The organism is Streptomyces sp. NPDC006923 (genome assembly GCF_040635655.1).
Classification (GTDB): Bacteria; Actinomycetota; Actinomycetes; order Streptomycetales; family Streptomycetaceae; genus Streptomyces.
This window is the reverse complement of the sequence record NZ_JBEYIF010000010.1, coordinates 268,576-287,040: the sequence shown is the minus strand read 5'-3', so window position 1 is coordinate 287,040 and position 18,465 is coordinate 268,576. Positions and strand designations below refer to the sequence as shown.

The 18,465-nt window shown below is 70.0% G+C and carries 18 protein-coding genes; 10 read left to right on the top strand and 8 right to left on the bottom strand.

What is annotated here, in order from left to right:
- Positions 1-128: 128 nt before the first annotated feature.
- From ABZ707_RS22030 to ABZ707_RS22015, 4 genes are all read left to right on the top strand, one after another.
- Positions 129-1,274, top strand: a complete 1,146-nt coding sequence (locus tag ABZ707_RS22030; RefSeq protein ID WP_360177393.1) for an ROK family transcriptional regulator — start codon at positions 129-131, stop codon at positions 1,272-1,274.
- 50 nt (positions 1,275-1,324) lie between these two features.
- Entirely contained in the window at positions 1,325-2,902 is a 1,578-nt protein-coding gene (locus ABZ707_RS22025) for a M81 family metallopeptidase (RefSeq protein ID WP_360177390.1), read from the top strand.
- A 102-nt stretch (positions 2,903-3,004) separates the two neighbouring features.
- Positions 3,005-3,304, top strand: a complete 300-nt coding sequence (locus ABZ707_RS22020; RefSeq protein WP_360177387.1) for a DUF4235 domain-containing protein — start codon at positions 3,005-3,007, stop codon at positions 3,302-3,304.
- Between the two features lie 39 nt (positions 3,305-3,343).
- A complete protein-coding gene (locus tag ABZ707_RS22015) occupies positions 3,344-3,997 on the top strand; it encodes an endonuclease (protein WP_360177384.1) in 654 nt (217 codons plus the stop codon).
- A gap of 71 nt (positions 3,998-4,068) precedes the next feature.
- Here ABZ707_RS22015 and ABZ707_RS22010 read toward each other — a convergent pair whose 3' ends face one another.
- From ABZ707_RS22010 to ABZ707_RS22000, 3 genes are all read right to left on the bottom strand, one after another.
- The gene (locus tag ABZ707_RS22010) at positions 4,069-4,269 is read right to left on the bottom strand and encodes an antitoxin (RefSeq protein WP_360177381.1); all 201 of its coding nucleotides are present in this window, start codon (positions 4,267-4,269) and stop codon (positions 4,069-4,071) included.
- Positions 4,270-4,371: 102 nt separating this feature from the next.
- Entirely contained in the window at positions 4,372-5,928 is a 1,557-nt protein-coding gene (locus ABZ707_RS22005) for a M1 family metallopeptidase (RefSeq protein ID WP_360177378.1), read from the bottom strand.
- Positions 5,929-6,064: 136 nt separating this feature from the next.
- Positions 6,065-6,547, bottom strand: a complete 483-nt coding sequence (locus ABZ707_RS22000; protein ID WP_360177375.1) for a hypothetical protein — start codon at positions 6,545-6,547, stop codon at positions 6,065-6,067.
- 655 nt (positions 6,548-7,202) lie between these two features.
- On the opposite strand from ABZ707_RS22000, the gene ABZ707_RS21995 reads away from it, so the two are divergent.
- On the top strand, positions 7,203-7,721 hold the full coding sequence (locus ABZ707_RS21995; RefSeq protein WP_360177372.1) for a lytic polysaccharide monooxygenase auxiliary activity family 9 protein: 519 nt from the start codon (positions 7,203-7,205) through the stop codon (positions 7,719-7,721).
- A 183-nt stretch (positions 7,722-7,904) separates the two neighbouring features.
- Complete coding sequence (locus ABZ707_RS21990; protein WP_360177369.1) at positions 7,905-8,642, top strand: chitinase; 738 nt, start codon at positions 7,905-7,907, stop codon at positions 8,640-8,642.
- 189 nt (positions 8,643-8,831) lie between these two features.
- Here the strand turns inward: ABZ707_RS21990 and ABZ707_RS21985 are convergent, their stop codons facing one another.
- The 3 genes from ABZ707_RS21985 to ABZ707_RS21975 all read right to left on the bottom strand — a co-directional run bounded on the left by ABZ707_RS21985 (position 8,832) and on the right by ABZ707_RS21975 (position 12,553).
- Positions 8,832-9,827, bottom strand: a complete 996-nt coding sequence (locus ABZ707_RS21985) for a DUF1259 domain-containing protein (RefSeq protein ID WP_360177366.1) — start codon at positions 9,825-9,827, stop codon at positions 8,832-8,834.
- An 88-nt stretch (positions 9,828-9,915) separates the two neighbouring features.
- Entirely contained in the window at positions 9,916-11,157 is a 1,242-nt protein-coding gene (locus ABZ707_RS21980; protein ID WP_360177364.1) for a PP2C family protein-serine/threonine phosphatase, read from the bottom strand.
- A 106-nt stretch (positions 11,158-11,263) separates the two neighbouring features.
- Positions 11,264-12,553 carry a GAF domain-containing SpoIIE family protein phosphatase gene (locus tag ABZ707_RS21975; RefSeq protein WP_360177362.1) on the bottom strand — a complete coding sequence of 430 codons (1,290 nt, stop codon included), beginning with the start codon at positions 12,551-12,553 and terminating at the stop codon, positions 11,264-11,266.
- A gap of 144 nt (positions 12,554-12,697) precedes the next feature.
- On the opposite strand from ABZ707_RS21975, the gene ABZ707_RS21970 reads away from it, so the two are divergent.
- Together ABZ707_RS21970 and ABZ707_RS21965 are read left to right on the top strand one after the other, a co-directional pair.
- Positions 12,698-13,423, top strand: coding sequence for a DedA family protein (locus tag ABZ707_RS21970; protein WP_360177358.1), 726 nt, complete (start codon positions 12,698-12,700; stop codon positions 13,421-13,423).
- Between the two features lie 724 nt (positions 13,424-14,147).
- Positions 14,148-14,411 (top strand): DUF2180 family protein, encoded by a 264-nt coding sequence (locus ABZ707_RS21965; protein ID WP_360177355.1) that lies wholly within the window; start codon positions 14,148-14,150, stop codon positions 14,409-14,411.
- A gap of 29 nt (positions 14,412-14,440) precedes the next feature.
- Here the strand turns inward: ABZ707_RS21965 and ABZ707_RS21960 are convergent, their stop codons facing one another.
- Together ABZ707_RS21960 and ABZ707_RS21955 are read right to left on the bottom strand one after the other, a co-directional pair.
- Positions 14,441-14,638, bottom strand: a complete 198-nt coding sequence (locus tag ABZ707_RS21960) for a hypothetical protein (protein WP_360177352.1) — start codon at positions 14,636-14,638, stop codon at positions 14,441-14,443.
- A gap of 104 nt (positions 14,639-14,742) precedes the next feature.
- Positions 14,743-15,972 carry a helix-turn-helix domain-containing protein gene (locus ABZ707_RS21955; protein ID WP_360177349.1) on the bottom strand — a complete coding sequence of 410 codons (1,230 nt, stop codon included), beginning with the start codon at positions 15,970-15,972 and terminating at the stop codon, positions 14,743-14,745.
- A gap of 242 nt (positions 15,973-16,214) precedes the next feature.
- On the opposite strand from ABZ707_RS21955, the gene ABZ707_RS21950 reads away from it, so the two are divergent.
- Both ABZ707_RS21950 and ABZ707_RS21945 read left to right on the top strand, forming a co-directional pair.
- A complete protein-coding gene (locus ABZ707_RS21950; protein WP_360177346.1) occupies positions 16,215-17,957 on the top strand; it encodes a thiamine pyrophosphate-binding protein in 1,743 nt (580 codons plus the stop codon).
- Positions 17,958-18,177: 220 nt separating this feature from the next.
- The gene (locus tag ABZ707_RS21945; RefSeq protein ID WP_360177343.1) at positions 18,178-18,453 is read left to right on the top strand and encodes a hypothetical protein; all 276 of its coding nucleotides are present in this window, start codon (positions 18,178-18,180) and stop codon (positions 18,451-18,453) included.
- Positions 18,454-18,465 lie beyond the last annotated feature (12 nt).

Sequence of the window (18,465 nt, the reverse complement as noted above, 5' to 3'; positions counted from 1 at the left end):
CCATAGTTCGTCCGGCACGAGCCGACGCGACAGATCAACCCTCACGGTGCAACATCATGCCGCACCAGCACACGACCACGTGAGACATCCTCTTAATTCGACAGTTCGAAGCAAGACAAGGGATTGAGATGACGGACAGCGCCTCGGCCAAGGACATCCTGCGCCTGGTGTCCTCCGGCGCGGCGGCCTCTCGGGCCGATCTTGTACGGGAACTGGGACTGGCCGCGTCGACGGTCTCGCTGCGGGTACAGGAACTCGTCGCCGCCGGGCTGCTCACGGAGTCGGGCGAGGGTGTCTCCCGGGGCGGGCGCCGCCCCCGGCTGCTACGGGTCACCCGGCACGACGGTGTGGCCCTCGCCGCCGATCTCGGTTCCCACCACGGCCGGATGGCCGCCGTGGGACTCGACGGCACGGTCATGGACACCGCCGAACACAGCCACGACCTCACGGCCGGCCCCGAACCGGCCGTCGACTGGCTCGTCGACCGGCTCACCGCGCTCGCCGAGCGGCAGCGGGAGGCGGGCCGTACCGTCACGGGCGTCGGCGTCGCCTTTCCCGGCCCCGTCGATGTGGTGTCCGGTCGCGTACTGGCCCCCTCGCGGATGCCCGGCTGGCACCGCTTTCCGCTCCGCGAGGTCCTCACCGAGCGCCTCGGGCTGCCCGTCACCGTCGACAACGACGCCACCCTGATGGCCGTCGGCGAACATCTGACGGCACGTCAGAGTCTCGACCATCTGGTCGTCGTGAAGATCGGCCGGGGCATCGGCTGCGGTGTCATCTCGGCAGGGCGCGCACACCGCGGCGCCAACGGCTGCGCCGGCGACATCAGTCATGTGCGCGTGGACGCCGCCCAGGAACGTCCGTGTAGCTGCGGCAATATCGGCTGCCTGGAGACGGTCGCCAGCGGAGCGGCGCTGCAACGCGAACTCGCCCTGCACGGACCGGCGGTGGACGGCACGGCCGAGCTGCTGCGTCTGGTGTCGGACGGCGATCCGTACGCGACCACACTGGTCCGGGCCGCCGGCCGGCACATCGGCACGGTGCTGAGCGTCGTCGTCAACTTCTTCAATCCGCAGGCGGTCGTCCTCGGCGGCGCACTGGCCGCCGCCGAACCGCTCGTCGCCTCGGTGAGGGGCGTCCTCTACGAACGCTGTCTGCCGATGGCCACGGCGGGCCTTGAGATCACCACCACCGTCACCGGGCCCGACGCGGGTCTGCTGGGCGCGGGGCTGACCGTCCTGCGCGACACACTCCCGCACCCGGAAGCCTCCTGAGCCCCGGCCGTACACCCCACATCCCGTCCCCCCGACCGGAGAGCACCCTCATGACCAGCGACGTTCCCTCCCGCCGTCCGCGTATCGCCATCGGTGGCATCGGTATCGAGTCGTCCACCTTCTGTCCGCACCGCTCCACGGCGGACGACTTCCGGCAGACCCGTGGCACGGAACTCCTCGACCGCTACACCTGGACCCGGCCCGGCGCGGACCTCGCCACGCAGGTGGAGTGGGTGCCCCTGCTGCACGCCACCGCCCTGCCCGGCGGCCCGGTGGAGGCGGAGTCGTATCTGCTGCTCAAGGACGAACTCGTCACCCGGATCCGGGCCGCGGGCCCGCTCGACGGCCTGGTGTACGACATCCATGGCGCGATGAGCGTCGTCGGCCTCACCGACGCCGAGGGTGATCTCACCGAAGCCGTACGGGCCGCCCTCGACGCGGTCGGCACCCCCGAGGACCCCGTGCGCGGCCGGCCCATGATCTCGGCCGCCATGGATCTCCACGGCAATGTCTCCCGCCGGTTCGCCGAACACGTCGAGCTGCTCACCGCCCACCGGCTCGCACCGCACGAGGACGCCTGGGACACACGGGAGCGCGCGGCGCGCAAACTGGTCGAGCGGCTGCGGCTCCCCGCCGGGTCACGCCGTCCGCATCGCGCCTGGGTGCAGGTTCCCGTACTGCTTCCCGGCGAGAAGACCAGCACCCGTCTGGAACCGGCCAAGGGGCTGTACGGACGGCTCGCGGGGATCGAGTCCAAGCCCGGGATCGTCGACGCGTCGGTGTGGGTGGGGTACGCCTGGGCGGACGAGCCGCGCTGCCGGGCGGCGGTCGTCGTCACCGGCGACGACGCCGGACTCGCCGTCGCCGAGGCCGAGTCGCTGGCGCGGCAGTACTGGGACGTCCGCCGCGACTTCCGCTTCGTCGGCCCGACCGGCACCGCTGAGGAGTGTGTCGCCCGGGCCGTCGCCTCCGACAAGCGCCCGTTTCTGATCAGCGACTCCGGCGACAATCCCACCGCGGGCGGTGCCGGTGATCTCGCCCATATGCTCGGGAAACTGCTCGACCACGAGGAGATCGCCTCGGGCAGGGTCACCGCGGTGCACCCGGGGATCACCGACCCCGCCGCCGTCCGGGCCTGCTTCGAGGCCGGCCTCGGCGCGACGGTCACACTCGACGTCGGCGGCAAGGTCGACCCGAACCATGGCGGCCCCTACCGGCTGACCGGTGTGGTGACCGGGCTCCAGCGCGCCGCGGACAGGACCGACCGGGCGGAGGGCGGCGCGTACGACCTCGGCTGCGACCTCGCGGCGATCACCACCGGCGGCCTCACCGTGGTCGTCACCGAACGCCGCAAGCCGTTCCACACCGTCGCGGACTTCACCGGGCCGGCCGAGGGCGGCCTCGGCATCGATCCGCGCACCTTCGACCTGGTCGTCGTCAAGATCGGCTATCTGGAGCCGGAGTTGTACGACATGGCGGCAGACTGGCTGCTCGCGCTCACGCCCGGCGGAGTCGACCAGGATCTGCTGCGTCTGGGCCACCACCGGGTGGAGCGGCCGCTGTATCCCTTCGACGAGGACGCGTACGAGGACGGCTCCGGCCCGGATCTGACCCCGGTGCTGCTGTAGGCGCCACGGCGCGCACCTGTGTGTATCCGCGCGGGGCGGGCACATGCCTCCTGTATCGCGAAACCGGCCGGACACGGCCGCCGTCAGCGAAGGGAGACGCGGGTGAGGAAGAAACAGAAACTCACGCTCGCCTACAGGCCGATCGGATTCGTCCTGGGATGGACGGGCGGAGCGCTGGCGGGCCTGGCGTTCCAGACCACATGGAAGGCGCTGCGGCACGAGGACGACGCCCCGGACGCACTCGACCGCAATCGCGGCTGGGGCGAGGTGCTGCTGGCGGCCGCCGTTCAGGGCGCGATTTTCGCGGTCGTGCGCAGTGCCGTGGACCGCTCGGGAGCCAAGGCCATCGAGCGTGCGACCGGGACCTGGCCGAGTGACAATGGCAAGGGCGGCCGGGATTAGGACGTGTCCCGGGCGTCCCGCCCCGGGAGGTGTGCGGTGGTGAAGACCAGCGAACAGGAGGCCGTGCGGGAGCTGCTCGACACCCATGGCCGGACCTACGCGGACGAGGCGCACATCCATCTGCGTGACACCCCCCAGCCGCTCTACCAGTCCTTGGTGCTGGCCTGTCTGCTGAGCGCCCGGATCCGCAGCGGCATCGCGCTCGCGGCCTCCCGGGCGCTCACCGATGCCGGTCTGCGCACTGCCCGGCGCATGGCCGACGCCACCTGGCAGGAGCGGGTGGACGCACTCGGCGAGGGCGGATACCGCCGCTACGACGAACGTACGGCCACCCAGCTCGGCAAGGGGGCCGAGCTGCTTCTCGACAAGTACGGCGGCGATCTGCGCCGGATGCGGGAAGCGGCGGGCGAGGACATCGACACCCTGCGCGACCTCCTGCGGGAGGTGCCCGGTCTCGGTCCCGTCGGTGCGGACATCTTCCTGCGCGAGGTGCAGGGCGTCTGGCCGGAGATCGCGCCGTATCTGGACGAGAAGGCCCTCCAGGGAGCGCGCCGTCTCGGGCTGCCGGGCGAGCCCGAGGAGCTTGCCCGGCTGAGTGGTGACACCGACCCGGCCACCTTCGCCGACGCGCTGGTACGAGTCGCCCTGGAGAAGAAGAGCGAGAGGAAGGGCGGACCGGCGAAGGCCGCCTGATACGCGGGCGTGTGCCGCTGGGCCGCCGACGAGCGATCGGCGGCCCAGCGGCACACGCGCGACGGCGGCAGTCAGACCTGCGGCGGCCGGTGGCCCGACGGCGGATCCTGCTTGCCGAGCTGCTCGTCCATCTTCTTCTGGGCGGTGTCGACCTGGCCGCTGTACTTGTTCTGCGTCCTCCGGTCGAAGGCGTCACCGCCCTTCTCCACCCCTTGGCGGGCCGTGTCCTCGTGCCCCTTGATGAGGCCCTTCAGCTTGTCGAGCATCGACATGTTCGGCTCCTCGCTCGAAACGTGATCACTCCCACCTTCGCCGCTGCCCGCCGATTCCGCATCCGCAAGCGGAGCTGACCGTTCCGCCGCCGGTGCTCCTGGTCAGAGCGTCGCGCTCGCCAGGTCCTTGGGAGAGCGCCGCTGCTCCCTGCGGGCGGCGACGGCGCTCGGCGGGGTGACGGTCCAGTCCGGGTGGCCGGGCATCCGCGGTGTCTTCGTCCCGTAGAGCCAGTCGTTGAGGAAGCCGGAGAGATTCCGCCCGGACACCTCCGAGGCCACCGTGATGTAGTCGCTCGTGGCGGCGTTGGAGTTGCGGTAGCGATCGAGATAGGTCCGCTCCACACGGGCGAACGTGTCGTCGCCGACCAGCTTCCACAAGGCGTACAGGACCAGCGAGCCACCGGCGTAGCGCTGGTTGTCGAAGAGGTTGGACGCCGTCGGCGCGGCGACCGGGCCCGAGTCCTTGCGCCACTGGTCGCCCCGCGCGTACACGTCCTTCATCCGGGCTTCCATGGTGGCCAGGCCCAGCGAGTCGGGCCAGCCGCGCTCGTAGCGGTACAGCAGCGCGTAGTAGTCCGCGTGGCCCTCGTCGAGCCACAGATCGGCCCAGGTGGCGGGCGACACCATATTGCCGAACCAGCTGTGGACCAGCTCGTGCACCATGTGCGGAGCGATCTGGCTCTCCTTCTGCAGCAGGAAGCCCGGCTTGTAGAGGGTCAGGGTCTGGGTCTCCAGACCCGTGAAGTCGAAGGCGGCCGGATCGTCGGTGTTGGCGGGCAGCAGGCCATACGTCTCGAACGGGAAGCGGCCGAGCCGCCGTTCCAGCCAGAGGAGCTGACCGGGCGTCAGCGCGAGGGCCGGTTCGAGGGCCTTGGCGCGGCCCCTCGGTACGACGTCGCGCACGGGCATCCCGCCAGGTCCGCGCCGTTCGGTCAGCCGGTAGTCCCCCACGGTGATCTGCACCAGCTCGGTGGCGATCGGATCGCGCGACTGGTAGACGAATGTGGTCGCGCCGTTCTTCGCCCGACGGGTGGAGACGAGCGCACCGCTCGCGACGGCCGTCAGCCCCTTGGGCACGGTGATACGGAAGCGGAAGTCCGCCTTGTCGCTCGGGTGGTCGTTGCACGGGAAGACGGTGCGGGCCAGGTCCGGCTGAGCGGCCACGGCGAATCCGTCGGGCGTGGGCACCCAGCCGTTGCCCGGCGCGGGCAGCTTGCGGGGATCGGCGGTGTAGTCGATGTGTACGAGCAGTTTCGCGCGGTTCTCGATCCGGGCGGCCGGAGTGACGACGATCTTGTCCGGGCGCTGTTCGAAGGCCGCCTTCCGGCCGTCGACCCATACGCCGTGGATGCCGAGACCGACCGAGTCCAGGGAGAGGCGGGAAAGATCCTTTGTGGCGTACGCGCTGATGGTGACGCTCGCGTCGACCAGCTTGGTACTCGGACGGTACGTGAGGTCCAGCCGGTAGGCCGAGACTCGGTAACCGGCGTTGCCGAGGCGGGGATAGACCGGGTCGCCCAGGCCCTCCTCGCCCGCCGTGCCGGCCGTCGTACCGTCTTCCCCGGCGCTCCGCGCCCGTGCGGCTGGGGCGAGGACGGGTACTGCTGCTGCGCCGAGGAGTGCGGCCGTGGGTGCCGTCACTCGGGTGCGGTATCGCATGCGTCTCTTTCGGTTCGTGCCATGGAGGCCAGAAGCCGGTCGGACTTGTGCCACAAGAACAGCCCTGTCAGCAGGATCCGCCCGGCGGGCGGCTGCGGCAACTTCTCGTGGGCGGCGGTCGGGCCGGTGTCCTGGTTCAGGTCCTGTTGCGGCGCTCGCGCTCCCGTGCGTCCCGGTCGGCGGGCGGCGGGGTGGGAGCGTGCGCGGCGAGCGCGGCATCGATCTCCCGTGCCGTGTCCGGGTTGTAGACCTCGGCGACCTGCCGTACCAGCAGGAGGGCGTCGGCCACCGCTGGTTCCAGCGGCCGGTCGACGCCCCCGACACCGGCCGGGAGATTGCCGAGGTGGCGAGCGCTGCGGAGCTTCCAGGACGCCTTGGTCTCCAGACCGGCGGTGGCGAAGCCCAGGGCCGAGGCCATGGTGACGGCCGCCTCGGCCGCTCCCGCCGCGAGAAGGGACAGCCCGGCCTGGTGCTCCGACTCCGTGCCGGGAAAGGAGTGCAGCCGGCAGGTGTCCTCGGCTCCCTTGAGGAGGTGTTGCGCCTGCTCCAGCAGGAGCACCGCCCAGGCGAGTTGGGCGACCTCCACGGCCGGGGGCTGCGTGCCGGGCTGCATCTCCATCGCGGGCTCCCTCAGGTCGGCGGACCCCGAGCCTAGGGAGCGCGCGGCCCGCTGTGCGGGTGGTTTTCCGCAGGGCCACTCGAAGGGGGAGCGGGCTTCCCGGCGTTTTCATGTGCGAGCCGCTGGGGCGTGGTGTGAAGGCGTCGTCCGCCCGCGGGGCGGGGCCCACGGCGTCCGGTGGGTGCGATCGCGGGGCGGAGGATCGTTCGCGTACGAGGCGTAACCGGACGGCTCCGACAACACGGCGAGCGCGCGTGCCGGGCGTCATGAGCAGGACGGGACTTTCACAACACGCCCCAGGCGCATTCATGCGTTCCCCCAGAGGGCCTGAACATATGTGTGAGGTGACTGATGTCAGCATTTTATCCACTACGACTCGGAAATCCCTCCAAGGCTTCCACCGGGCGCGCCCCGGCCGCCCGCCGCCTCAACTGCCGCTTCACACAGCCCTCTTGACGGGGACACCTCGACCTGTATGGTCTAGGCCAAGTGGTCGAGCCTTTCCGAACGCAACGTCATTCCCGCTGCGTGCGGATATGGAATCTGCCGCCGCCCTTCGCGCCTCTTGGCCCCCACACTCGAGAGGCCGACCCGCCGCATTCGGGTTCCCCACAATCCGGTGCCGCGCGGGAAGACCTGATGTGAAGGAGTAATTGTGCATTCGAAAAGGAAGCTGGCCGCTGCCCTCGGCGCGGTCGTCGCCCCGGCTCTCGCCATAAGCCTCCCCGCGAGTTCCGCCAGTGCCCATGGCTATATCTCCTCGCCGCCCAGCAGGCAGGCCCAGTGCGCCGCGAAGACCGTGAGCTGCGGTGACATCACATACGAACCGCAGAGCGTGGAGGGGCCCAAGGGGCTCACGAGCTGCAGCGGTGGCAACTCACGGTTCGCCGATCTCGACAACGACTCCAAGGGATGGACCGTGACGCCCGTGGGCAGCACGACATCATTCCGGTGGCAGCTCACCGCGCGTCATTCCACCAGCACCTGGCAGTACTTCGCCGGCGGCCGGAAGATCGCCGAATTCAACGACAACGGAGCGCAGCCGGGTGCGACCGTCACCCACCAGGTGAACTTCGGCGGCCTGTCCGGCAAGCAGAAGGTGCTGGCGGTCTGGAATGTCGCGGACACCACCAACGCCTTCTACGCCTGCATCGACGTGAACGTCGGCGGCTGAGGCACTCCGCCGGAGCGGATCCGGGTGAGCCCCGGCACCCCACCCCGGGGCTCACCCGTGCCGTCCGTACACACCTCTCCCCCACCGGGCCGCCCGCCGGCACACGCACGCGCGCGCCCGAATCCCCCCACACGCACGCATAGGGCCGCCGTCCGCGGCGGCCGCATCCAAGGAGTGAGACACGTGCGCCAGCGCATTCTGGGACTGCTCACCGCGACCGCTTCGGCAGCCGCGTTCTGTCTGCTGTCCCTCGCACCGTCCTCCGCGGCACAGACCGCACCCGCACCGAGCACACAGGCCGCTGATTTCATTGTCAGCGAGGCCCAGTTCAATCAGATGTTCCCGAACCGGAATTCCTTCTACACCTATGGCGGTCTCACCGCCGCGCTGAGCGCCTATCCGGGGTTCTCCGGCACGGGAAGTGACACCGTGAGGAAGCAGGAGGCGGCGGCGTTCCTGGCCAATGTCAGCCACGAGACGGGCGGCCTGGTCCATGTCGTCGAGCAGAACACGGCGAACTACCCGCACTACTGCGACGCCTCGCAGCCGTACGGCTGCCCGGCGGGCCAGGACAAATATTATGGCCGCGGCCCGATCCAACTGAGCTGGAACTTCAACTACAAGGCCGCCGGTGATGCCCTGGGCATCGATCTGCTGAACAACCCCGATCTCGTGCAGAACGATTCCGCCGTCGCATGGAAGACCGGCCTCTGGTACTGGAACACCCAGAGCGGTCCCGGCACAATGACCCCGCACAACGCGATCGTGAACGGCGCCGGATTCGGCGAGACCATTCGCAGCATCAATGGCAGCCTCGAATGTAATGGCGGAAATCCGGCACAGGTGCAGAGCCGGATCAACCTTTACACGAGCTTCACCCAGATCCTCGGAGTCGAGCCGGGCGGCAATCTCAGTTGCTGACGCAACACCGGAATCCGGGTCGGAGGACCCCGGCGATGTGGTGCCGCCGGCTCACCGCCGGCGGCACCCTGTCTCAGGGCGTCGCCGGCGCCCCCGTGTACGGAACGGGCTTACGGGCGAGCCGTGCTGGTGAACCGAGCGCCGGGGCCGTCCCCGGCGACGCTGTTGTCCGCCGACCGCTCCGCACGGTCAGCCGGCCGGTCTGATGTTGCTGGCGTTCACCGCGGGGCGCAGCGCCCTGGCGAGTGCGACGGCGTCGTCCACGGCCCAGAAGTGGGTGAAGAACAGACGTGGTTCGTCCGTCAGCCCGTGGTTGTGGAGTTCGACCAGGCTGATCCCGCCCTGCCGCAGCGCCGTGAGGACTTCCTGGACCTCGTCGGCGACCATGGCGAAGTCACCGCTGATCGCGGCCCGGCCGCCGCCCAGTGGCTGGAAGTTGAAGGCCGTGGACGAACCCACTCCGGCGGGCAGCACCATGCCCCCGTCGGTAATGGTCTCGCGGCGGACGAAGACACACTTGTAGACGTTGTCGTCGCGGTACCCCTTGATGCCCAGCGCCGCGTCGATGCCCTCGGTGTCCAGGTCAACGGCCTTCGGCGGGCCCGGTTTCCGGGCGGGCGGAGTTCCGGTGCGGTCGAGCGCCGCACGCAGGCCACGGGCCACGGCCACCGGATCCCGGCCATGGGCGTGGACGTGGGTCCACCAGATGTCGGGTGCCTGGGCGAGCAGGTGCTTGTGGATCGCGGTCTGCTCGATCCCCCGCGCCTGCAGGGTGTCGGTCACCTGCTGCAGCTCGCTCTCGGCGACCACCAGGTCCCCCATCACCATCGTGCTGCCGTCGTCATAGCGGACGAAGGCCACGTGTGAACCGAGGGCGAGCCCCGGTGTGACCGTGATGCCGTATGACACCACGCGCAGGTCTTCGCGCGGAAAGCCCGTGTGATAGGCCGTATCGCGCATCATGTTGCCCGGACGGCCCAGCGCTTTCGCGACGCCTTTCCAGTCGGCCAAGGTGGTGTGCACCGGTTCCAACGGGCTGCTGCCCGTGCCGGCCTTCCCGGTCGGGTCGGCGTGGCCCGCGTACCCCACTCCGGCCAGCACCGGTGCCAGCGCTGCCGCTGCCAGCAGTTGGCGACGCGGGGTGGTGGCCTGCGTATACGTATCCTGCTGTCGGTCTCCGCTCATCGTATGAGCACCTCCGTGAAACAGATGGAATCACGAGAAAAGGTGAGACCTGGTATTAACTAGGACGAATGGGGTAATAGGGGTCGACTCAGTCGATGATCGTGAGGTGGTCGGCGGTGTCTCCGCGCCACTCGATGAGGAAGAGAGTCGCGTCGTCGGTGGTGCGGCCACCCCGCTCCCGTTTCAGGGCGTGGGAGAGGGAGCGCACCACCGCACGCACACCGTCCTGTGTCGGCTCGACGCGGTTCACACAGTCGATGAGCTGCCCCTCGCCGAACTGCGCCGCGCCGGTCTCGTGCTCCTCGATGAGGCCGTCGGTGAAACACAGCACCCGGTCACCGCGCCGGAGTAGCTGTTCGCTGACCTGGGGATCGTCGCCGCCGAAGCCGACCGGCAGGGTGGTGGGGCTTTCGAGCTGCTGGACGACCCGGTGGTGGCGGATCAGCAGCGGCGCCGGGTGACCCGCGTTGACCCATCGCAGCAGGCCGCTCTCGATATTCAGACGCATCATCTGCGCCGTGACGAAATGGTCGGGCCCGAACTGATCGGCGATCGCCTTGTCCATGAACGCGTACATCCCGGCGAGGCCGATGTCGGCGCGTCTGGCGTGCCGGTAGGCGCCGATGGCGACCGTCGCCATTGTCGCGGCGTCCAGGCCGTGCCCCATCGCGTCGATCATCGCCACATGCAGGATGTCGTCGTTGAGCGCGTAGTCGAAGCTGTCGCCCGCCACGTCATAGGCGGGCTCCAGGATCCCGGCCACCTCGACCTGCGGGCAGGACATCTTCAGCGGCGGCAGCAGGGACCACTGGATCTCCGCGGCCACGCCCATCGGCGCGCGGCGCCGGGCCCGGAAGAACTGGTCGGTGTAGGTGTCCTTGGTGACGATCATGTCGGCCACCAGGCCCGCGAGCCGTCGCAGCAGCCGCCGGTCGTCGTCGTCCACCACGTCCAGGGTCAGGCACATCACGCCCACCTGGTCACTGCCGTCCAGCAGCGGCAGATACATCCGCACACCGCCGTCGCCCGGCACCTCGACCACGGCCCCGCTCAGGAACGCCGTCCCCGCCGGAGAGTCACTGATCGGCTCGGGGTCGCCGACGGCCAGCCGCTTCCCCGGCAGCGGCACCAGCACGAGCTGCTCGTAGTCCTGCAGGAGGATCGAGATGTCGCGGCCACCGATACTGGCCACTTCTTCCGCGATCAGCGGGGCGATGAGCTGGGGCGGCATCCGGTGCGCCCGGTCGAGCAGCACCCCCAGCAGCCGCTCCCCGAACCCTTCGGACCGGTCCACGTCGACTCCGCCGGGCTTCCGATCACCTCGGGCCATGGTCCACCACTCCATCACATACGGTGTGTACGGCCGACGCGCCGGAACACTCCCGCCACGGCGAGGGGACTGCCGGACGGTGTGGCCGTGAGTCCGGCGGTATGTCCTACGGCGTGGGTACACGCAGGGCGAGAACGGCGACATCGTCACCGTAACCGATGGCCAGCCTGCCGAGCAGTTCGTCGCAGAACACCGGGAGGGGCTCGTCCGCCAGCACCGCCGCGTGCTGCCGCAGGCGGGTCAGCCCCCTGCCGATGTCCTCCCCGGGACGCTCGATGAGTCCGTCCGTGTAGAGCAGCAGTGTCGAGCCGGCGAAGAGGCTGACGCGTGCGGTACGGCGGCGGAGCGCGGGATCCACACCGAGCACGGGCGCGAGAGCGCCCTCCAGGAACTGCGAGGTCCCACCGTCGCGGATCAGCAGCGGCGGCGGGTGTCCCGCATTGGTCCAGTGCAGCAGCCAGGGCCCCGCACACGGGGTCTCGACCCGCGCGATCACCGCGGTGACGAGTTCGACCGTGCTCACGCCCTGCATGACCCGGTCCAGGCGGCGCATGACATTCGCCGGTGAGCCCTTGCTGTCATAGGCGAGAGCTCTGAGCATGTTGCGCATCTGCCCCATCCGGACGGCGGCGACCAGATCATGGCCCACCACATCACCGATGGCCAGGACGGTGGATCCGTCGGTCAGCGAGAAGGCGTCGTACCAGTCGCCGCCGACCTCGGCCCGCTCCCGGGAAGCCACGTAACGGGCCTCCAGCGGGACCCGTTCCACACCGGTGAGTTCGGGAAGCAGCGAGCGTTGCAACTGTTCGGCCGTACGCTGCTGGAACGCGTACAGCCGGGCGTTGTCCAGCGCCAGCGCCGCGCGATGTCCGAGGTCGACGGCGAGCGCGATGTCCTCCTCGTCGAAGCCGGCCGTCGAGACCGGCCGGACCAGGATGATCGCGCCCAGCACCTGACGGCGCGCGCTCATCGGCACAATGAGCGCCGCTCCCGCCTCCAGCGTGCGGTAGAGCTCCTGCTGCGCGACACCCAGCGGCCCGGGCAGCGCCGACGGTGTGAAGTCGGTCAGCCGCAGCGGCCCCGCCCCGCGCAACACCCTGGCCAGCGGCGCCGTGGAATCCGCCACGGGAAGGAACTCGCCCACCGGCACCCGCCATGCCCGTTCCGGATCACGGTGCGCGACAGCGACCCGCCGTACCAGATCACCGTCGAGCACATCCACCACACAGGCTTCGGCCAGATAGGACACCACCAGCCGGGCCAGACTGCGCAGCGCCTCCTCCGCGTCCTGGTTGCCGGCCAGCGCGCTGCTCACATCGGCCAGGAAGCGCAGTCGCAGTGAGGTCCTCCCCAGCGCGTCCTTGAGGTCGGACACCTGGGACTCCGTGCTCATGAGACCCGCCTCCTCACGACCTCGGCTGCGCCTTCCGTACATATGTCACAGTAGATCGGAAACCGGTCGGCCGAGTGGCGCACGGTGACGACCGGCCGACGAGACCCCAGAGGCCGCCCGACCACCCCGACCACAAGGACCGCGATGAGTTCGATCAGCGACTGGTTGGCCGCTCTGCCGGCGGCCGCTGTGTACGCGGTGGTCGCCGCCCTGGTCTTCTGCGAGGACGCCATTTTCGTGGGGTTCGTCCTCCCCGCCGAGAGCGCGGTGATCATCGGCGGTGTTCTGGCCGGTCAGGGCCGGGTGTCCGTGTACTGGCTGGCCGCGGCCGTGGTGGTCTCGGCAATCCTCGGGGACTCCGTGGGTTACGAGATCGGTCACCGCTTCGGGCCCAGGATCCTGGAGATCCGGGCGCTGAAAAACCATCAGGACCGTATCGGCCAGGCCCGCGGGATGATCCGGCGGCGAGGGGCCGCAGCGGTGTTCATCGGCCGTTTCCTCGCGTTCTTCCGCGCGATGATGCCCGCGCTCGCCGGTGTCTCCCATCTGCCCTATCGCACCTTCCTGCTGTTCAACGCGCTCGGCGGGCTGGTGTGGGGAGTCGGTTTCACGCTCCTCGGCTACTACGCCGGAGCGGCCTACGGCAGGATCGAGCACACGGTGGGCCGGGCTGTCGCCATCACCGTCGCCGGCCTGGTCGTCGCACTCCTGATCGGCCGGCATGTACGGCGCCGGCGCGGGGCCCGGGCGCACCCGGCCGCGCGGCCCACCGCGATGAAGGACCGCGCCGCGCGCGGCAGTGACAAGGACGCCCCACCTCCCGGTGAGGACTCGGGCGAGGAGGTCTCAGGACGACCGGGCGACGAATAACGCCCGTGTCCGAAGGGCCGGATCCCGGCCGTCGGCGTCCGTCGGCGTCCGTCGGCATCCGTCGGCATCCGTCGGCGGTTTCCGCTCGCGGGGAGACCGGGCCCGCGTATCGGGCTCCCCACTGCTCCCAACTACGGGAGGCCGTACGGGAGTACGGCGTCACCGGGCCCTCCCACCGGACCGCCGCGTTTGACCCGGGCAATGGGGCGCAGTTCACTGGCACACAGGCGGGGGATTTCGCCGGGGCCCAGAGTCTGGACCACCCCCACGGGCCAACGGTTCCTGATCGAAGAAGTCAGGAAGCCGCGCGGCGCGGAAGCCACCGCCGAGAGAGCGACGACGGAGCCGACTCTCCCGTCGCCGGGGCGCTCATGAGCGAATCTCGGTGCGCCGTCCATGAACCAGTCGGCGAAAGACCAGCGGGCGAAGTGCGGCACGGCATCAGCGTCGATACCGCGCCCTTCGCCGCACCGTCTCCGACCACACGGAAAAGGCAGCACGGTACACGGGGTGCCGCCTGTCATGGAGAGCCGCGCGGACACGCGGATCAACGCCGCTCCGTACGGTGGTGATCCCCTCGGCCCGCCGGCACCGCGTCTCACACTCCGGCGCGCCCCGACCGTCATCCACTCTCGCATCGCCCGACCGACTCGACCGGTCACAACGGACCGGCCGGTCAGGCGAACCCGACCGCTCAGAACGACCCGACCGAGACGGATCCTCGATGAACTGCTTCGACTGCCACCTCACCCACCAGGCCACCGCCCCCGCCGTCGCGATCTGCCGTCGCTGCGGAGTCGCTGTCTGCGCCGATCACATGCATGTCGGGGCCGAGCCCATCCAGCGCCGTGCCGGACTGGGCCCGGCCACGCAGCCCCACAACGTCCGCAGGATCACCTGCGCGACCTGCCACGCGGCCGAAGCCGGACGCCACCCGCGCTCACACCTGCGCAAGGCGTCCACTCACAGTGGGCGTGTCCACGAGTGATCATCCGTCGAGGTGTCACCGGTCCCCCCTCAGCGGGCCGGGGGTGGTGCCGGTGCGCCGGCGGGCGGCGCGATCTTCGCGAAGGAGGTCTGCCCACCGGCGGCCGCCTCGGCATCGGGCTCCCTCGGCATCAGGGCGTCGCGTGCGGCGCCGGGATCCCCGCCCGTCTCGACCACCCGCTTCCGCATCAGGACCGCGCCGCCCAGGACCGCGAAGCCGATCAGCAAGGTGATGACGAGTCCGGCGCCGCCACCGGCTGCTCCCGCGTTGCCGATGATTACGCCGAACCAGCCGAAGCCGGCGTCGCCGAAGGTGGTGTTCCGGCCGTCTCTCAGACTGGGGCATCCGGGCGCGACAGCGGCAGGCCCAGGGCCACCATGCTGCTGCTCAGCCCCTCCCAGGTGTGTACGTCCCAGCCGGTGAGCTGCCGCCAGCGGTCCAGGCGGTATTTCACCGTGTTGGCGTGCAGATGCATGACCCTGCTCGCCGCCGTCAGCGAAAATCCGTTGTCGGCGAAGGTGTGAACGGCCGAGGTCAGATCCGGATGTTCCGCCGCGATGTCCCGGCCGCGCTTGAGCAGGGGGATCAGCCGGCCGCCGCGGGGCGCCAGGGTGGCGAGCATCCACTGTTGTTCGAACGCCACGGTTCCGCCCAGCTCAGCGGCGAGGTCCAGAGCTTCCTCGGCGTCGACGATGCTGGCGGCAGCGCCGTCCGTGCCCGGCCGGCGGAGGCCGATGCCGACGGGCGTGGCGGGGTTGGCCTCGGCCATCGCCGCCACCAGCGTGTCGGCGGACAGTCCCTGGGCGACAGCCGTCATCGAAGACCCGTGGCCCACACAGCGGACCACTCCCGGGCCGCCCGAGAACCGCCTTCGCAACGCGATGAGTTGGTCATCCGTCCAGGCGGACGCCGGAGCGCACACGGCCTGGAACTCACCCGAGGGATCGAAGGTGAGCGCCCGCGCCAGATGCGCCAGTTCGCCGCGCGCGGACGCGGGGGCGTACAACGCGTCGAGGAATCGGTAGGCCAGTCCCAACTGCGTGGCGTCCTCGGCCCGTACGGCGTCGCCGAACGCCTGGACGGCGGCACTGCTCGCCTCCTGCACCCAGCTCCACACGGGGCCGACAAGACACACCAGGCGGGCGCTCGACTGCGCGTCACCCTCGTTCGCCCGCGCCAGCAGCACATTCCACATTTCCCGGTAGCCGACGTGGTACGCGCTGATCAGCGCCTGGGCCGGCAGTCCTTCGCCCGCGCGGCGCTGCCCCAGCGCCTTGGCCCGCTCGTGCTCCTCGGACGAGGGCCCGCGCCGTGACGCGAGCCCGGTCAGCAGTCCCCGGTACTGCTCGGCGATGCCGATTTCATGGGCTGCCCGGGGCACGACCGCGTACTCGGGGACCTCGCGCCTGATGACCTCCGCGATGCCCGGCACAAGACTCGGCAGATCGGCCGCCACGGCGGCGCACAGCTCAGCGATCGGCTGCCAGTCCGCGCTCTCGACAGGTCCCTCGGAGCGGCCGGCCTCTGCGGTTTCACCGTGGAATGCGGGCGGTCTCGCCATCGCAGATCCTTACCGTGGATTCCACGTAAAGGGTACTCGGCCGGTCGGAGCCGAGGCGCGCGAAAGAGGGCCGGGCGGCGCACCCATCCCGGAACGCGCGCTTCCTGGGCCCCGGCGTGAACACCCGCATTGTGGAAAACACAACGGCAAGCACCTCCGAATCTCGGATCCGGCCCTGGTTCGGCGCCCCCGGCCGGGGCCACTCTGGAAGGGACACGTCCGCATCACCACGAGGACCGTCCATGACCATTGACCAGGCTCATCCCTCTGCCATCTCCGGCGTTCCGCGCCCGGCCGTTCTCTCCCCCGGCGGCTCCGGTCCGGGTGACACGACCACCGTGGTGGATTACCTCCTCGACCGGCTGTCGGAGCTGGGCGTCGGCCATCTTTTCGGCGTTCCCGGCGACTACAACCTCGTCATGCTGGACAGTGTGGTGGACCATCCACGGATCGACTGGGTGGGGACCGCCAACGAACTCGGCGCCGCGTACGCCGCCGACGGCTACGCCCGCGTACGCGGTTTCGGCGCGCTGCTCACCACGTACGGAGTCGGCGAGCTCAGTGCCATCAACGGCGTGGCCGGCAGTTTCGCCGAACGCGTCGCCCTCGTACACATCGCCGTGGGTCCCTCGCAGTCGGCGGAACGGGCGCACGCCGCCGTCCATCACACGGCGGGCGACGGCGACTTCGACCGGTTCGCACGAGCCCATGAACAGGTCTCGTGCGCGCATACGGTCCTGAGCCCGGACAACGCCCCGGCGGAGATCGACCGTGTCCTGCTCACCGCGGTGCGGGAGCGGCGCCCCGGCTACCTCCGTCTTCCCGGCGATGTCGCCACGACGGCCGTACGGGCGGCCTCCGCGCCGCTCGCCATCGAGCCGCCGCCGGTCGACGCGGCGAATCTGGCCGCGTTCGCCTCGGCCGCCCGGCCTCTGCTGGCGGACGCCGGTACGGTCGCCGTCCTCGCCGACTCGCTCGTGGACCGCTACGGCGCGCGTACACACCTCGCCGAACTGGTGGCGACCGGGCCGCTGCCCCACGCCGTCATGGCCATGGGAAAGAGCATGCTCGACGAGACCGGCCCCGGCTTCCTCGGGCTGTATTCGGGAGTCCTGGGAGACCCCCGCACCCGGGACACCATCGACGGCGCGGACCTGCTGATCCGCGCCGGAGTACAACTGGCCGACACGACCAGTGGCGGGTTCAGCCACGGTTTCGACGAGAAGGCCGGTATCGACCTGCGCCCCTCGGACGCGATGGTCGAGGGGCAGTTGTTCGAGAACGTGCCGATAACGGCCGCCCTCACCGTGCTCACGGAGCTGTCGCGGACACGGCCCGCTGCTCCGCCCGTCGCCGGTGACCAGCAGGACCTCAGCGCTCCGTCCGTGGACCGCGACGGGCCGCTGACCCAGGACTACCTGTGGAAGGGGATCGCCGGGGCTCTCACCGGCGGCGAGACGGTGCTGGCCGAACAGGGCACCTCGTTCTTCGGGATGTGCACGCAGCGGCTTACGCCCGGGACGCGGTTCATCGGGCAGCCGATGTGGGGTTCGATCGGTTACACACTGCCCGCGCTGCTCGGTTCACAACTGGCCGACACCGGCCGGCGGGGCTTCCTGCTGATCGGCGACGGCTCCGCCCAGATGACCATCCAGGAACTGGGCACGATCGCCCGTCACGGTCTGCATCCGGTCATCGTGCTGGTCAACAATGACGGCTACACCGTGGAGCGGGCCATTCACGGGGCCCGCCAGGAGTACAACGACATCGCGACCTGGCACTGGTCCGCCGTGCCCGGAGCGCTCGGCGCCGACGACGCCGTGGTCCTGGCCGCACATACCCCGGCCGAGCTGGACATGGCGCTGGCGACGGCGGCCGCGTCCCCGGACCGGCTGATCTTCATTGAGGCCCGCACCGGTAGGGACGACACCCCGGCGCTCCTCGGCAAGATCGCCGAAAGGATCATCGATCACAGCGAGGGCTGAGGCCGCGCCGTCCCGCACGGCCACCGACATGGCTCCGGAGTGCCCCTGCCGCACGGTGCGGCAGGGGCACTCCCCCGTACACCCCGGCCGGGAATCCACCGGCATCCGGACGGCGCCTGGCCAGTGTGTTCCGTCGCGCAGGTGCGACCTCCGGATGCGGCGAGGCATGCGCTGGGTGACGGTAGATGAAGAGAGTGCACTCAATCCTCCGGGGAGAGTCATGATCGTCAAGATGCTTCACACCAAAGGGCTCCGCAGCGAGCACATGTACACCGCGGCCTTCGCGTCCATCGGCCTCACCCTCGTTTCCTGGGTGGGCTCCATGAAGTACGAGCCGACCGGTGGCGTGGACCGCGCCGACCGCTGGGGAATTTTCGTGGGCGAGTGGGCACCGACCTTCTTCGCACTCGGACTGGCCCTGGCTCACTACGAGCGGACGGACGCGGAGCAGCAGGCGCGGCGCGACCAGGTACCGTCCGATCTTTCCACCCTCTGATCCGCTTCAGGA

Bases quoted from the DNA above. Each gene is read 5' to 3' on its own strand.
- ABZ707_RS21975 (WP_360177362.1), bottom strand. From the start codon at position 12,553: ATGAGCACGGAGTCCCAGGTGTCCGACCTCAAGGACGCGCTGGGGAGG.
- ABZ707_RS21970 (WP_360177358.1), top strand. From the start codon at position 12,698: ATGAGTTCGATCAGCGACTGGTTGGCCGCTCTGCCGGCGGCCGCTGTG.
- ABZ707_RS21950 (WP_360177346.1), top strand. From the start codon at position 16,215: ATGACCATTGACCAGGCTCATCCCTCTGCCATCTCCGGCGTTCCGCGC.
- ABZ707_RS22030 (WP_360177393.1), top strand. From the start codon at position 129: ATGACGGACAGCGCCTCGGCCAAGGACATCCTGCGCCTGGTGTCCTCC.
- ABZ707_RS21985 (WP_360177366.1), bottom strand. From the start codon at position 9,827: ATGAGCGGAGACCGACAGCAGGATACGTATACGCAGGCCACCACCCCG.
- ABZ707_RS21965 (WP_360177355.1), top strand. From the start codon at position 14,148: ATGAACTGCTTCGACTGCCACCTCACCCACCAGGCCACCGCCCCCGCC.
- ABZ707_RS22025 (WP_360177390.1), top strand. From the start codon at position 1,325: ATGACCAGCGACGTTCCCTCCCGCCGTCCGCGTATCGCCATCGGTGGC.
- ABZ707_RS22010 (WP_360177381.1), bottom strand. From the start codon at position 4,269: ATGTCGATGCTCGACAAGCTGAAGGGCCTCATCAAGGGGCACGAGGAC.
- ABZ707_RS22000 (WP_360177375.1), bottom strand. From the start codon at position 6,547: ATGGAGATGCAGCCCGGCACGCAGCCCCCGGCCGTGGAGGTCGCCCAA.
- ABZ707_RS21980 (WP_360177364.1), bottom strand. From the start codon at position 11,157: ATGGCCCGAGGTGATCGGAAGCCCGGCGGAGTCGACGTGGACCGGTCC.
- ABZ707_RS21955 (WP_360177349.1), bottom strand. From the start codon at position 15,972: ATGGCGAGACCGCCCGCATTCCACGGTGAAACCGCAGAGGCCGGCCGC.
- ABZ707_RS21945 (WP_360177343.1), top strand. From the start codon at position 18,178: ATGATCGTCAAGATGCTTCACACCAAAGGGCTCCGCAGCGAGCACATG.
- ABZ707_RS22005 (WP_360177378.1), bottom strand. From the start codon at position 5,928: ATGCGATACCGCACCCGAGTGACGGCACCCACGGCCGCACTCCTCGGC.